General features: G+C 64.0%; 15 protein-coding genes. 5 read left to right on the top strand and 10 right to left on the bottom strand.

Annotated elements, in window-relative coordinates; all coding sequences use genetic code 11:
• The first annotated feature begins 25 nt into the window (after window positions 1-25).
• Window positions 26-613: a TetR/AcrR family transcriptional regulator gene (locus SPO_RS00785; RefSeq protein WP_011045924.1), complete on the top strand. Its 588-nt coding sequence runs from the start codon at window positions 26-28 to the stop codon at window positions 611-613.
• On the opposite strand, the gene SPO_RS00780 is transcribed toward SPO_RS00785, so the two are convergent.
• The 7 genes from SPO_RS00780 to mutM all read right to left on the bottom strand — a co-directional run bounded on the left by SPO_RS00780 (window position 606) and on the right by mutM (window position 7,896).
• Window positions 606-1,226 (bottom strand): LysE family translocator, encoded by a 621-nt coding sequence (locus SPO_RS00780; protein WP_011045923.1) that lies wholly within the window; start codon window positions 1,224-1,226, stop codon window positions 606-608. The two genes, SPO_RS00785 and SPO_RS00780, sit on opposite strands and share 8 nt — an antisense overlap.
• Window positions 1,223-2,323, bottom strand: coding sequence for a DNA replication/repair protein RecF (recF, locus tag SPO_RS00775; RefSeq protein ID WP_011045922.1), 1,101 nt, complete (start codon window positions 2,321-2,323; stop codon window positions 1,223-1,225). The genes SPO_RS00780 and recF overlap by 4 nt, the downstream gene beginning before the upstream one ends.
• A 59-nt stretch (window positions 2,324-2,382) precedes the next feature.
• The gene (dnaN, locus tag SPO_RS00770; protein ID WP_011045921.1) at window positions 2,383-3,501 is read right to left on the bottom strand and encodes a DNA polymerase III subunit beta; all 1,119 of its coding nucleotides are present in this window, start codon (window positions 3,499-3,501) and stop codon (window positions 2,383-2,385) included.
• Window positions 3,502-3,762: 261 nt separating this feature from the next.
• Window positions 3,763-5,169 carry a chromosomal replication initiator protein DnaA gene (gene dnaA / locus SPO_RS00765; RefSeq protein ID WP_011045920.1) on the bottom strand — a complete coding sequence of 469 codons (1,407 nt, stop codon included), beginning with the start codon at window positions 5,167-5,169 and terminating at the stop codon, window positions 3,763-3,765.
• Between the two features lie 549 nt (window positions 5,170-5,718).
• Entirely contained in the window at window positions 5,719-5,982 is a 264-nt protein-coding gene (gene rpsT, locus SPO_RS00760) for a 30S ribosomal protein S20 (protein ID WP_011045919.1), read from the bottom strand.
• A gap of 219 nt (window positions 5,983-6,201) precedes the next feature.
• Complete coding sequence (locus SPO_RS00755; RefSeq protein WP_011045918.1) at window positions 6,202-6,978, bottom strand: enoyl-CoA hydratase; 777 nt, start codon at window positions 6,976-6,978, stop codon at window positions 6,202-6,204.
• A 66-nt stretch (window positions 6,979-7,044) separates the two neighbouring features.
• The gene (mutM, locus tag SPO_RS00750) at window positions 7,045-7,896 is read right to left on the bottom strand and encodes a bifunctional DNA-formamidopyrimidine glycosylase/DNA-(apurinic or apyrimidinic site) lyase (RefSeq protein WP_011045917.1); all 852 of its coding nucleotides are present in this window, start codon (window positions 7,894-7,896) and stop codon (window positions 7,045-7,047) included.
• Between the two features lie 85 nt (window positions 7,897-7,981).
• On the opposite strand from mutM, the gene ubiE reads away from it, so the two are divergent.
• From ubiE to SPO_RS00735, 3 genes are read left to right on the top strand one after another with little or no spacing between them, the layout of a single operon-like run.
• On the top strand, window positions 7,982-8,734 hold the full coding sequence (gene ubiE, locus SPO_RS00745; protein ID WP_044027772.1) for a bifunctional demethylmenaquinone methyltransferase/2-methoxy-6-polyprenyl-1,4-benzoquinol methylase UbiE: 753 nt from the start codon (window positions 7,982-7,984) through the stop codon (window positions 8,732-8,734).
• Window positions 8,735-8,737: 3 nt separating this feature from the next.
• On the top strand, window positions 8,738-10,267 hold the full coding sequence (ubiB, locus tag SPO_RS00740) for a 2-polyprenylphenol 6-hydroxylase (RefSeq protein WP_011045915.1): 1,530 nt from the start codon (window positions 8,738-8,740) through the stop codon (window positions 10,265-10,267).
• A 38-nt stretch (window positions 10,268-10,305) separates the two neighbouring features.
• Complete coding sequence (locus tag SPO_RS00735; RefSeq protein ID WP_011045914.1) at window positions 10,306-11,292, top strand: 4Fe-4S dicluster domain-containing protein; 987 nt, start codon at window positions 10,306-10,308, stop codon at window positions 11,290-11,292.
• A gap of 69 nt (window positions 11,293-11,361) precedes the next feature.
• Here SPO_RS00735 and SPO_RS00730 read toward each other — a convergent pair whose 3' ends face one another.
• Window positions 11,362-12,537: an acetyl-CoA C-acyltransferase family protein gene (locus SPO_RS00730; protein ID WP_011045913.1), complete on the bottom strand. Its 1,176-nt coding sequence runs from the start codon at window positions 12,535-12,537 to the stop codon at window positions 11,362-11,364.
• A gap of 92 nt (window positions 12,538-12,629) precedes the next feature.
• Window positions 12,630-12,848 (bottom strand): DUF6525 family protein, encoded by a 219-nt coding sequence (locus SPO_RS00725; protein WP_230981758.1) that lies wholly within the window; start codon window positions 12,846-12,848, stop codon window positions 12,630-12,632.
• A gap of 136 nt (window positions 12,849-12,984) precedes the next feature.
• Between SPO_RS00725 and SPO_RS00720 the strand changes: the two genes are divergently transcribed.
• A complete protein-coding gene (locus SPO_RS00720) occupies window positions 12,985-13,554 on the top strand; it encodes a helix-turn-helix domain-containing protein (protein WP_011045912.1) in 570 nt (189 codons plus the stop codon).
• A gap of 18 nt (window positions 13,555-13,572) precedes the next feature.
• Here SPO_RS00720 and SPO_RS00715 read toward each other — a convergent pair whose 3' ends face one another.
• On the bottom strand, window positions 13,573-14,154 hold the full coding sequence (locus tag SPO_RS00715) for a DUF1285 domain-containing protein (RefSeq protein ID WP_011045911.1): 582 nt from the start codon (window positions 14,152-14,154) through the stop codon (window positions 13,573-13,575).
• Window positions 14,155-14,193 lie beyond the last annotated feature (39 nt).

Raw genomic sequence — 14,193 nt, 5'->3', positions numbered from 1 at the left:
CGGTCATTTTATTGAAAGGACAGCCATGACCCGGCCGCCGCAGAAACGCCGCCTGGAAACCCGCGCCCGCCTGTTGGCCGAGGCCGCTCGGCTGGTCGAGGCGCAGGGATATGCCGGGCTGCGGGTCGAGGATGTGGTCGAGGCCGCTGGCGTCGCCAAGGGCACACTGTTTTCCCATTTCACCGACAAGGATGGCTTGCTGGCTGTCCTGATCGGTGCCGAGGTGATGCGACTGATCGACGGTATGGAGACCGCAGGACCCCCCGATGACCTGCCGCAGCTGATGCATCGTTTGGCGCCGCTGCTGGACTTCATCGCCAGTGATCGGGTGATCTTTGATCTGCTTCTGCGCTATTCCGGTTCTACCGGGGCCGAACGGAACGAGGTTGTGGCCGATGGGTTCTACCGTCAGATCGACCTTTGGGCGGGTTGGATCGCGGGCATGCAGGCGGCGGGCACCGTTCGCGGCGATCATCCCCCGGCCCTGTTGGCCGAGGGCATTCAGGCCTTCCTCAACCAGATCATTGCGATCCGCTTCTGTCAGGGCGGTCAGGCCACCGGCACACCAGCCGGGGCGCTCTATCCCTTTCTGGCCGCCTGGCTGATCACGTAAAGGGCAGGATCAACCCGACCACGATCAACATACCACCCGCCGTCAGGTTCATCCGCCTGAGCGCGCGGGGCGAACTCAGCACCCGCCGCACCCGATCGACAAAGGCGGCCAGCATCAGATTGCCCACCAGCGGTACCACCTGCGACACGGCCACGATGGCGACAAGGTCGATGGTGGTGATATCGGATAGATCGAAGAAACCCGGCAAGATCCCCATATAGAACAACACCGCCTTGGGATTGCCCAGGATCACCACCAGCCCCGCCAGAAACCCGGCCCAGATACCGGGCCGGGTCAACCGGCTGTCACTGGCGATGGTGCGGTCGGCGTTTCGGATCGTGACGATCCCCAAAGTGACAAAGACCAGCACCGCAACCACCTTGAGCGCCAGCGCGATCTGGGTCGAGGCAGCCGTGATCCAGCCGATACCCAGAACTGCCAGAACCGGCCACAGGCTGTCGCCCACCACCACGCCCAGCGTTAGCGGCCAGGCAGCCTGAAACCCACCAGACAGAGTGCGCGCCGTCAGCGCCAGCCAGACTGGCCCCGGCGTCAGGAACAGCACAAAAACCGCCCCGGCATATAGCGCCAGATCAACCGCCGACAGGGTCATGTTTCTACCACCTCTGATTGACCATCGCGCTCGCACAGGGCGATGGTTTGCGCCCGAGCACCGAGTTCGGAAAACAGTTCAGGCCCGGTGCCCGTCATCCAGGCCTGCGCGCCCAGCGCACAGATCTCGTCATAAAGCGCCGCGCGGCGCCCCGCATCCAGATGCGCCGCGATCTCGTCCAAAAGCAGCACCGGCGGCGCCCCCACCTGTCGGGCCAGCGCGCGCGCATTGGCCAGGATCAGCGAGACCAGCAACGCCTTCTGCTCACCGGTCGAACAGTCGCTGGCGGGCACGCCCTTGGCGGCATAGACACCGTACAGGTCGCTGCGATGCGGCCCCACCAATGTCCGCCCCGCGGCCAGATCGCGAAACCGGCTCTCGGCCAGCGCCTCGCGCAGGTCACCCTCGCTTTCGGGCAGGGCGCCCTCGGTCTGGATCAACTCCAGCTCGGCGGTGGGAAAGCTGGTTTCGGCCTGGGTCTGTGCAGCGGCCAGCGCGGTCAGGGTGCTCTGGCGCGCGGCATGAATCCGGTGTCCCGCGGCTGCCATCTGGGTTTCCAGTGCCAGATACCAATGGGCATCGCGCACCTGTTCGCGCAGCAGGCGGTTGCGCTCGCGCATGGCCTTTTCATAGACCAGAACCGCCTCGGCATGATCGGGCTCGAAACTCATGGTCATCCGGTCGAGAAACCGCCGCCGCCCCTCGGGCCCCTCGATCCACAGCCGGTCCATCGAGGGTACCAGCCAGACCATCCGCACCAACCGCCCCAGCGCCACCTGGCTGGCCGCCTTGTCGTCGATCCGCACCTGCCGCGCCGCGCCGCCCTCGGACCAGGTTTCGATCTCGTGGCGTTGATGCCCCGCGACAAGCTCGGCGCTCAGCTTCCAACCCAGCACCTCGGGGCGCCGGGTCATCTCGGCCGCGCTGGCCCGGCGCATGCCACGCCCCGGCGAGAACATCGAGACCGCCTCAAGGATGTTGGTCTTGCCCGCCCCGTTGGGCCCATGGATTGCCACGGGCCGCTCGTCCAGGCTGAGCCGCAGCAACCGGTGCGACCGGAAATGCGAGATCGTGATTGCGGTCAGGGCCAGTGCCATGACCCCTCCCTTCTTCTGTTCGAAAATACCTCCGCCGGAGGCATCGCGCGTCAGCGCGATCAGACGCGCATCGGCATGACCACGTAGACCGCGCTCTGATCATTGCCTTCGCGCATCAGGGTCGGATCCCCCGAAGAGTTGAACAGGAACACCGCGTTTTCGCGATCCACCTGGCTGGCAATCTCCAGCAGATATTTCGCATTGAACCCGATCTCCAGCCGTTCATCGCTATAGGCGACGGCCAGTTCCTCTTCGGCGGCTCCGCTGTCGGGTGCATTGACCGACAGGACCAGCTTGTCCTCGTCCAGCTGCAGCTTGACCGCGCGCGAGCGCTCCGAGCTGACGGTGGCGACCCGGTCCACCGCCTTGGCGAATTCCGAGGCATCCACCTCGAGCCGCCGTGTATTCGCCTGCGGGATCACGCGGGTATAATCGGGGAAGGTGCCGTCGATTACCTTTGAGGTAAGCGTGATATCGGGCGTGGCAAAGCGGACCTTGGTCTCGCTCACTGACACCGCGATATCCATCTCGTCATCGTCTAGCAGCTTGCGCAGCTCACCCACGGTCTTGCGGGGCACGATCACGCCTGGCATATCGGTGGCCCCCGCCGGCAGGTCCGCGTCGATCCGGGCCAGACGGTGACCATCGGTAGCCACGCAGCGCAGAACCTTGCCGCCATCGCCATCGGCCACATGCATGTAGACACCGTTCAGGTAATAGCGGGTCTCTTCGGTCGAGATGGCGAATTTCGACTTGTCGAACAGACGCCGCAGAACCGCGGCATTGGCGGTGAAATTCGACTGATATTCCGACGAAGCCATGACCGGAAAATCCTCGCGCGGGAGGGTGGCCAGCGAGAAGTTCGAGCGCCCGGCCTCGACCGTCAACCGCCCGGCCGCCGCATCCGCCGTCAGGGTGACCAGCGCGCCGTCCGGCAGCTTGCGCACGATCTCGTGCAGCGTGGTGGCCGATACCGTGGTGGCACCTGCCCGCTCGATCATCGCGGGCGCCTTGTCGACCACTTCGATATCCAGGTCGGTGGCGCGGAATTGCGCGCCTTCGCCCTCGGCCTCGATCAGCACATTGGCGAGGATCGGGATCGTGTTCCGGCGCTCGACAACGGATTGCGCTTGCGCAACAGCCTTGAGCAGGGCGCCGCGTTCGATGCTGATCTTCATGTCCCTTCATCCTCCGAATGGGCCGGGAAGGGCAAACTAGCGGGTTCCCCCTTCGACACAAGGCTTTTTTGGTTTTCTCGGGCCTAACGCCAACAGCGTCAAGGGGGCGTCCCCAGATGAGACGCGATTATGGCATGGTTGCAATCCGGGAAGTCGGCTCGCGCTCCTCAAGCCCTGCGGGCTTTCCTCGCGAAGAGGCCCGCCAGGGCCGATGAGCGCACCGAAAAACGCGGGATGGCCTTCCGGCCACCCCGCCTGGCCTCACGCCTCCAGCGCGCGGCGCAGCATTTCGACATCTTCGGCAATCTGGCCGTCAGTCAGCTTCAGTTCTTCGATCCGCTTGACCCCATGCATCACCGTGGTGTGGTCACGCCCGCCGAACCGTCGCCCAATCTCAGGCAGCGACCGGCTGGTCAGCTGCTTGCACAGATACATCGCCACCTGCCGCGGCCGCGCGTAGGAACGCAGACGTTTCGGACCGATGATATCGCTCAGGCGGATGTTGTAGTAATCCGAAACCTTGCGCTGGATCTCCTCGACCGTGATCTTGCGCTCCGAGGCGCGCAGGACATCGGCCAGGCAATCCTGGGTCAGTTCCATGTCGATCTCGCGCCCGACCAGCGAGGCAAAGGCAAAGAGACGGGTCAGCGCCCCTTCAAGCACGCGCACATTGGTCGAGATCCGATGCGCCAGGAATTCCAGCACCCCATCCGCGATGACCAGATCGGGATAGGTGGTGCGGTACATCTGCACCTTGGTTTGCAGGATACCCAGGCGCAGTTCGTAATCGGTGGGATGCAGATCCACCACCAGACCGCATTGCAGGCGCGATTTCACCCGGTCCTCGAGATCCTTGATCTCGCCCGGCGCGCGGTCGGCCGAAATGATGATCTGCTTGTTCTGGTCCACCAGCGCATTGAAGGTGTGAAAGAACTCTTCCTGGGTGCTGTCCTTGCCGGCGATGAACTGCACATCATCCACCATCAGCACATCGACCGAGCGGAACAGATGCTTGAAATCCATCATCCGGCGCTCGCGCAGCGCCTGCACGAACCGGTACATGAACTGTTCCGCCGACAGGTAAAGCACGTTCAGCTCGGGGCGCTTGACCTTCAATTCCCAGGCGATGGCATGCATCAGGTGGGTCTTACCCAGACCGACGCCACCATAAAGGACCAGTGGATTGAAGGTGACCGGCCCTCCCTCGGACACCCGACGCGCAGCGGCATGGGCCAGCTCGTTGGGTTTGCCCACGACAAAACTGTCAAAGGTAAAGCGCGGGTCCAGCGGCGCCGCCTGGAGGCCGTCCAGCACGTCGCTTGTATCGGTCGCACGCGGGGCCGAGACTTGCGGCGCCTCCACCGCCGCGGCAGCGGCAGCGGCAGCGGCAGCGGGTCTGGCCGCGCGGGCTGGCCGCATGGGAGAATTCGCAGCCACCCGAAAGGCGAGTCTCTGAACCGCCTCTCCGGCATTGTTCAATTCATAGAGGATCAGGTCCGAGAAGTTCTGGCTGACATAGTTCCCCATGAAATTGGTCGGAACCGTAAAGACCGCGACCCCATTCTCAAGAGCCTGAAACTCAAGCGGCTCGATCCAGGTCGTGAAATTGTTCTGCCCCACCGTCTTGAGCAATTTCTGACATAGCAGTCCCCATTTTTCTTGTGTCATCCAGCGCCTCACGCGTCCCGTTATCTGGCCGATTTCGGCCTTATTACCCATCAGTTTGTTGGCCAGTGGCAGGCCTCGATCCACTCACAAGGTGCATGACAGACCTTGCAGCCCCTGACGGGTGCAAGCTGCCAGACAGACAACGGTCATGCTTCGGCAACAGGTCACACCTGCCCTGTCAGGGCACGACATGAAAACCTGTTACAAAAACAAAACACACTCAAATAGACAGGGTGGAAGCCCGAGCAGCCCGGTCCCACAGAAATCGAAAGCGATGGCAAAACGTCCGCTTTCGCCTTCCTTTCACTTGGCCCGATGCCCGTCGGACCGCTGTGAAGGATGCCTGTCCCCCCAAGCGAGTGAATCGCTGGAACAGTGGTAGCAAGTCGGTCTGCGGAGCGGCAACGAAACTATGATGTTGACTCGGGATTCACCTGCAAAGAATCTCTCGCGGTTGCGGCACCGGGGCCTTGCTGCAACAGACACGAAAAAAGGCGCTGCAGACGCAACGCCTTTTTGCAAAACCCCTTTTAGGGATTCGGGTCCGTCTTAGCCCAGCGCTTTGACGCGCGACGACAGGCGGGACATTTTCCGGGATGCGGTGTTCTTGTGGAACACGCCCTTGCTGACGCCACGCATCAGTTCGGGTTGCGCCGCGCGCAGAGCTGCGGTTGCCGCGTCCTTGTCGCCCGAGGCGATGGCCTCTTCGACTTTGCGCAGGAAGGTGCGGATCCGCGAACGGCGGGCTTTGTTGATTGCGAAACGCTTTTCGTTCTGGCGGGCGCGCTTTGCTGCCTGGGGCGAATTTGCCATGTTTTCTGACCTTTACTCGGGTTCGGTTCTGTTCATGTCACGCAATGACGCCCCTCTCCCGGATCAGTCTCACCGGTGTGATTCTAGCCAGAGCGGGCCCCACGCGCATGTATGACCGCGGCATGTAGCGAAATCGGCGGCAAAAGCCAAGCCCCCATCCGCCGAAACGCAAACAGGCGGGCCAAGGCCCGCCTGCCGCACTGATTCCCTGACGCGACGTCACTTGTCGCGGAACTGTGCCGCCCGCTTCTCGAGGAAAGCGGCCATGCCTTCCTTCTGATCTTCGGTGGCGAACATCGAATGGAACACCCGGCGCTCGAACAGCAGCCCCTCGCTCAGCGTGGTCTCGTAAGAGCGGTTGACCGCCTCCTTGACCGCATAGGCCGAGATCATCGATTTCTCGGCGATCTTCTGGGCTGCGCTCAGCGCCTCTTCGACCAGCTTCTTGGCCGGAACCACGCGGCTGACCAGCCCGGCGCGCTCGGCCTCTTCGGCATCCATGAACCGCCCGGTCAGGTTCAGGTCCATCGACTTGGACTTGCCCACCAGCCGGGTCAGACGCTGGGTGCCGCCGATACCGGCGATCACGCCCAGGTTGATCTCGGGCTGGCCGAACTTTGCGGTGTCCGCCGCGATGATGAAATCGCACAGCATCGCCAGTTCACAGCCACCGCCCAGCGCATAGCCCGCCACTGCGGCGATGATCGGCTTGCGGATGGCGCTGACACGGTCGTTGGCGGCCGCGAACAGGTTCTCGCTATACACCTCGACATAGGTCTTTTGGGACATCTCGCGGATATCGGCCCCGGCGGCAAATGCCTTGTCGCTGCCGGTGATGACGATGCAGCGCACCTTGTCATTGCCGTCGGCCTCTTCCAGCGCGGTACACAACTCGCCCAGCAACTGGGTGTTGAGCGCATTGAGCGCATCGGGACGGTTCAGCCTGATCAGGGCTACGTGGTCTTCAACTTCGACGATGATCGTCTCAAAGGCCATGGGGCTTTCGCTCTCGGTTGTTCCGTTTCGGGACGATTCCTTATCACGGGCGAAAACTGGTTCAAGTTATCTTTGGCATTGCGCGCAATAGAAGGATGAGCGTCCGGACTGGGTGATTCTCTGCACCGTGCCGTCACAGCCCGCGCGGCGGCAGGGTTCCCCCTCGCGCCCGTAGACATCGAAGCTGTGCTGAAAATACCCAAGTTCTCCATCGGCTTGGCGGAAATCCTTGAGCGAGGATCCACCCGCCTCGATCGCCTCGGACAGGACCTGGCGAATGATCGGAACCAGCGCAGAGACCCGCGCGGCGGCGATCTGTCCCGCCTTGCGACGCGGCGACACCCCGGCCCGGAACAGCGCCTCGCAGACATAGATATTGCCCAGCCCCGCCACGATTCCCTGATCCAGCAGCGCAGATTTCACCGGCGTGTTGCGGCCCTTGAGGGCGGCAACCAGGTAATCCTCGTGAAAATCGTTGCCCAGCGGCTCGGGGCCCAGCACCATCAACAGCTTGTGTTCATCCGCGGTTGCGGTGGCCATCAGGTCCATCGCACCGAACCGGCGCGGGTCGTTGAAGGTGATGCGGGCGCCGTTGTCCATGTGAAACACCACATGGTCATGTTTCTGCGCCGCCGGGTGGTCATGCACGAACTGCCCCAGCGGGTCACCCGACACGGTCATCCGCCCCGACATGCCCAGATGGATCAACAGCGTCTCGCCCCCCGACAGATCGGCCAGGATGTATTTCGACCGCCGCCGCAGCCGTTCGACCCGCTGGCCTGTCAGCCGCTCGGCCATGCGATCGGGGAAAGGCCAGCGCAGGTCGGGCCGATTGACTTCGGCCCGCGCGATCACCGCCCCCTCCATCGCGGGGGCCAATCCGCGCCGCACGGTCTCGACCTCGGGCAATTCAGGCATTAGACGCTCCTCATCCAAAGGGCCGCATTGTGCCCCGGTCTCAGCACCCTATAACAGGGGCGAAATGCGAGGAACGGCAAGACCCATGTCCGACAGATCCGACAAGACCACCCATTTCGGCTTTGAAACCGTGCCCGAGCATGAAAAGGCGGGCCGGGTGCAGGGCGTGTTCGGGTCGGTCGCCTCGAAATACGATGTCATGAACGATGTGATGTCGATGGGCATCCACCGGGTCTGGAAAGACGCGATGATGGATTGGCTGGCGCCGCGCCCGGGCCAGCGCCTGCTGGATGTGGCGGGGGGGACCGGCGATATCTCGTTCCGGTTCCTGAAACGCGCGGGCCATGGCCATGCCACCGTTCTGGACCTGACCGAGCCGATGCTGGTCGAAGGCCGCAAGCGGGCCGAGGCCGAGCGTATGGCCGACAGTCTCGACTGGGTGGTGGGCGACGCCATGGCGCTGCCGTTCGAGGATAACACGTTCGACGTCTACACAATCTCTTTCGGCATCCGGAACGTGACCCGCCCGCAAGAGGCCCTGAACGAAGCCTACCGCGTGCTGCGCCCCGGTGGCCGCCTGATGGTGCTCGAGTTCAGCCAATTGCCTAATGACGGGCTGCAAAAGCTCTATGATCTTTACAGTTTCAACGTGATCCCGCGCATGGGCCAGCTGATCGCCAATGACAGCGCCAGCTATCAGTATCTGGTGGAATCGATCCGCAACTTCCCCAATCAGGAAACGTTCCTGGGCATGGTCCAGGCGGCGGGCTTTGGCAATGCCAAATACCGCAACCTGAGCATGGGCATCGCCGCGCTGCATTCCGGCTGGAAGATCTGATCCATGCGCGGCCCCCACAATATCATCCGCCTGATCCGCACGGGCGCCACGCTGGAGCGCAACGGCGCCATGGCTGCGGTGCTGGATGCGTTTGACGCGCCGCGCCCGCTGCGCATTCTGGCCCGCGCGCTGGGCAAGCCGTTCCAGTGGCTGGGTTTCAAGGGCGACCCCAGCCTGCCGCCCGCCACCCGCGCGCTGATGGCGATGGGACCGGCCTATATCAAGTTCGGTCAGGTGCTTTCGACCCGGCCCGACGTTGTGGGCCAGGATCTGGCCGACCAGCTGCGCGTGTTGCAGGACCAGCTGCCACCCTTTCCCCGCGCCGTTGCCATGCGCGAGGTGGAAAAGGAGCTGGGCCGCCCGCTGCCCGAGATGTTCAGCGAGTTCAGCGAGCCGATCGCCGCCGCCTCGATCGCCCAGGTACACCGGGCGCGTCTGGCCGACAGCGGCGAAGATGTGGCGGTCAAGGTGCTGCGCCCCGGCATCGAGCGTGCCTTTCGCAAGGATGTGGACGCGTTCTATTTCGCCGCCCGCATCGTCGACCTGTTTGCCCCCGGTGCCCGCCGCCTGCGTCCGATGGAGGTGATCGAGCATTTCGACGGCGTGGTGCGCGGCGAGCTTGACCTGCGGCTGGAAAGTGCGGCCGCTTCGGAATTCGCCGACAATACCAAGGAGGATGCCGGGTTCCGCCTGCCGCCGGTGCGCTGGTCGCTGTCGGCGCGGCGGGTAATGACGCTGGGCTGGGCCGATGGCGTGCCGCTGGGCGACAATGCCGCGCTGGACGCTGCCGGGCACAACCGGCGCGATCTGGGCGAACGGGTGCTGCGCCTGTTCCTGCTGCACGCGCTGCGCGATGGCTTTTTCCATGCCGACATGCATCAGGGCAACCTGAAGGTCGCCGCCGATGGCGATATCATCGCCTATGACTTCGGCATCATGGGCCATATCGACGAATATACCCGCCGGGTCTATGCCGAGATTCTCTTCGGCTTCATCCGCCGCGATTACAAGCGCGTGGCCGAGGTACATTTCGAGGCCGGTTACGTGCCCGCCACCCAGGATGTCGACGAGTTTGCCCGCGCCCTGCGTGCCGTCGGTGAGCCGATCTTTGGCATGGATGCGACCCATATCTCGATGGGCCGGCTGCTGAGCTATCTGTTCGAGGTCACCGAACGCTTTGGCATGGAGACCCGGACCGAGCTGATCCTGCTGCAACGCACCATGGTGGTGGTCGAGGGCGTGGCCCGCTCGCTTGATCCACATATCAACATCTGGCAGGTCGCCCGCCCGGTGGTCGAGGATTATATCAAGCAGTCCATCGGCCCGCGCGCGGTGCTGGCCGATCTGGGCAAGACGGCGCTGGTGGTGGCCCGCTTCGGCCCGCGGCTGCCCGATCTGGTCGAACGGGCGCTGGTGGCGCAGTCGCAACCGGGTCTGGTCGAGAAACCGGGCCGCAGCGCGGCGTTCTGGCCCGCCCTGGGTGGCGCGCTGATCGGTGGCGGTGTGGTTCTGCTGGCGAGCCTTTTCATCTGAACCGGTGACAGGCGCCGCCTTCGTGCTAGGCTGCGCCCATGGCTCGCACCAATCCACATCGCCCCTTCGTGCCCGATCCCGAACAGGCAGCCCTTGCGCCCGGGGTCAGCGGCAATGACATCAACGGGCTGGGCGAAACAGCGTTTCGCCGCCCGCGCATGGTCTATTGGGCGCCCGATCCGGACGACATCCCGCATGGATCCCTGCAACGCTATTTCTACCGGCAATCTGCGAAAGAACCTGACTTTGCCAGCAGACGCGCTGCCCGCCAGGCGGTACTGGACGCACCCCTGCCTTTACTGGCCGACACCGTCGTCATTCGCGACCCCGCGGACTGGACTGCCGCGCTGACCCAATTCGTGGACAGCGGCTTATGCGATCTGACCGGGGTCGCCGAAATGAACCCCGACTGGGTCTTCGAAGGCCACGAGATTCCTCAATCCCGCGTCATCATGATCGGCGTGGCCCATGACTACAACGTCATCGCCACCGCGCCCAAGCCAAGCGCCGGGCTTGAGGTGATGACCCAATACACCCGCGCCGCCCAGGCCGCCAAGACCATCGCCGGATGGCTGCGCCAGCAGGGTTGGCAGGCCGAGCCTTTGACCGGCCCGATGACCGGCGCATTGGCGATGATCCCGCCGGCGCTGGCCTGCGGCTTTGGCGAGCTGGGCAAGCACGGGTCCATCATCAACCCGGACCTTGGTGCCTCGTTTCGCCTGTCGGCGGTGCTGAGCGATGCGCCTTTTGCCCCGACGCCGGCGCAGGATCACGGCATCGACGGTTTCTGCCAGAACTGCCACATCTGTCAGGACGCCTGCCCGCCCGAGGCGCTGTTTGCTCAAAAGCAGACCGTGCGCGGCGCCCGCAAGTGGTATGTCGATTTTGACAAATGCCTGCCCTTCTTCAACCAGACCCACGGCTGCGCCATCTGCATCGCCGAATGCCCCTGGTCCCGCCCCGGCATCGGCCCGAACCTGGCCGCCAAACTGGCCCGCAAACGCAACAGGGACGCGACCGGCTGATCGCGCCCCTGCTTCTTTCTGGTCTGAAATACTCCGGGGGTCTGGGGGCAGCGCCCCCAGCCTCTCGGCTCAGAGCAGCTCGATGGCGATGGCGATGCCCTGTCCGCCACCGATGCACATGGTGATCAGACCCTTGGATCCGCCGGTGCGCTCCAGTTCATAAAGCGTTTTCAGCGTGATGATCGCACCGGTTGCGCCGACCGGGTGGCCAAGGGCAATCGCGCCGCCATTGGGATTCACCTTGGCCGCATCCAGGCCCAGCTCCTTGTTCACCGCCAGTGCCTGCGCGGCAAAGGCCTCGTTGCTTTCGATCACGTCGAAATCGCCGATGCTCAGCCCGGTACGCGCCAACAGATTCTGCACCGCGGGAACCGGGCCGATCCCCATCACCTCGGGGCGCACGCCGGCATGGGCATAACCCAGAATGCGCGCCTTGGGCTTCAGCCCGGCCTTTTCGGCCGCATCCGCCGTGGCCAGCACCATCGCCGCCGCACCATCGTTGATGCCGCTGGCGTTACCTGCTGTCACCCGGCCATCCTTCTTGAACACCGGCTTCAGCCCGGCCAGTACCTCGACCGAGGTTGCCTTGGGGTGCTCGTCGACCTTGAAATCGACCATGTCGCGCTTGACCTTGACCTGTACGGGCGTGATCTGGCCGTCGAAGTGCCCCGCCGCGATGGCCGCCGCCGCGCGTTCCTGCGAGGTCATGGCGAACTGGTCCATCTGTTCACGGCTGATCTGGTGCTCGTCGGCGACATTTTCGGCGGTCACACCCATGTGCCCGGTGCCAAACGGGCAATTCAACGCGCCCAGCATCATGTCGAGCGATTTGACATCGCCCATCTTGGCGCCCCAGCGGGCCTGGGTCATGATGAACGGGCTGCGCGACATGCTTTCGGCACCACCGGCCACCGCGAATTCGGCATCCCCCAGCATCAGCGATTGCACCGCCGAGACGATGGCCTGCGCACCCGAGCCGCACAGGCGGTTCACGTTCATCGCGGGGGTGCCGTTCGGGATGCCCGCCTGCATGGCGGCAACGCGGCTCAGATACATGTCGCGGGGTTCGGTATTGATCACATGGCCGAACACCACATGGCCGATCTGGCCGCCTTCGACGCCCGAACGTTCCAGCGCCGCCTCGGTCACCACGGTGGCCAGGTCGATGGGCGCGGTCGAGGCCAGCGCCCCGCCAAAAGTGCCTATGGCGGTGCGGGCACCGTCCAGAATCACGATATCGGTCATGTCATCCTCCTCAGGGTTTCGCCCATTATGCACCCGCAGCATGGTTTGTCGCCTGAGACGTGTCGTCATATTGTCGCGTCCGCAGGGCCGGTTCACGGACCAGGATAGCCATGCCCCCACTGGCGCGGGGCGTCCTTTTCCAGCAGGCGCCGCTCGATCTCGTCCAGGCGGTGCAGGGCAGCTTCGATGTCGCCGCCATGACGGGCCAATGCTTTGGCCCAGACCCGCTCGGCCGATCGGACCGACCAGCAAAGCGCAGCCTTGCGCAACCAGCAGCGCAGCTCGGGGGGCAAGCTGTCGAAGCGGTGCATCGGAGCCGCCCGGCGGCGGCGAAGTGAAGAGTTGGTGTTTCGGCGCATAGTTTATCATGTAATGTAATAACATTACATTCCTTACGACCTCACCACCGCATTGACAATCCGCAACCGCAGGCGCAGAGATTCCGTCATGACGGAAAACTCCGACGATATCCTGAACCGCCTGCCCGCCCGCCTGAAAGAGGCGCGCCGCGCGCAGGGCCTCTCGCTCGAGGCGGTGGCCAATCTCAGCGGCGTCTCACGCTCCATGGTCAGCCAGATCGAACGAGGTGAAAGCAGCCCAACCATCGCCACGCTGTGGAACCTGACGCGCGCGCTTCAGGTCGATTTCGCGGGCCTGCTCGAGGCCGCCGAGGCCGCCGACCGTATCGACACCTTGCGCGCCTCCGAGGTGCCCAGCATCGACAATATGGGCCAGGGTTGCCGCATCCGCATCCTGTCCCCGCCCGAAGACGCGGGTGGGCACGAGGTCTATGACATCAGCTTCAAACCGGGCGGCACGCTGAACAGCCAACCCCATGCGCGTGGCACCCGAGAACAGCTGACCGTGCTTGACGGTGCGGTACGTGTGACATCGGGCGCCGCCGCGCAGGACCTGGGGCCGGGCGATACCGCGCGCTATGCCGCCGACATTCCACACAAGATCTCTGCCTCCGGCGACGGACCGGCGCGGGTGTTCCTGATCGTCAAGACCGCCTGAGCGCCACGCAGGCGCGGGTCAGCCGCGCTCCAGCTCCTCGACCGTCATCAGGGGAAAGAAGCTGCCCGAAGACCACAGGCCGAACCAGCCGTCCTCGATCTCACCCAGATCCATCAGCCGATAGAAGCTCTTGCGGTCGATCAGCGCCTCAAGCCCCGCGCGGACATGAACATAGGGCGCGGGTTCCCCGGTTGCGGGGTCCTGTGCCATCCGGATCGGATTGCCCTCCCCCGCCACCGCGCTGTCGCCCACATGGGTGGTAAAGGTCAGCACCTGCTTGCGCCCCTGGCCCGCAACCTCGACATCCACGGCGACAAATGGCGCGTCATCGACGCGAATCCCGACCTTTTCGACCGGGGTGACCAGATAGAACCGGTCCTCTTCACGTTTCAGGATCGACGAGAACAGCCGCACCATCGCGGGCCGGTTGATCGGCGTGCCCTGATAGAACCACGTCCCGTCCCGCGCGATGCGCATGTCGATATCCCCGTTGAAAGGCGGGTTCCACAGATGCACGGGCGCCGGCCCCTTGGATTTAATCGCCCGGGCCGAGGCAAGAAGGCCGTCCGCCGAAGGTTTCACAGGCTTTTGTCCGCTCATTGTTTTTGCCATTTGCTGTCAGCGCGATACACTCATACC

It is taken from the genome of Ruegeria pomeroyi DSS-3 (assembly GCF_000011965.2).
Taxonomy (GTDB): Bacteria; Pseudomonadota; Alphaproteobacteria; order Rhodobacterales; family Rhodobacteraceae; genus Ruegeria_B; species Ruegeria_B pomeroyi.
The sequence above is the reverse complement of the archived record's forward strand: the minus strand, read 5'-3'. Positions and strand labels throughout refer to the sequence as shown.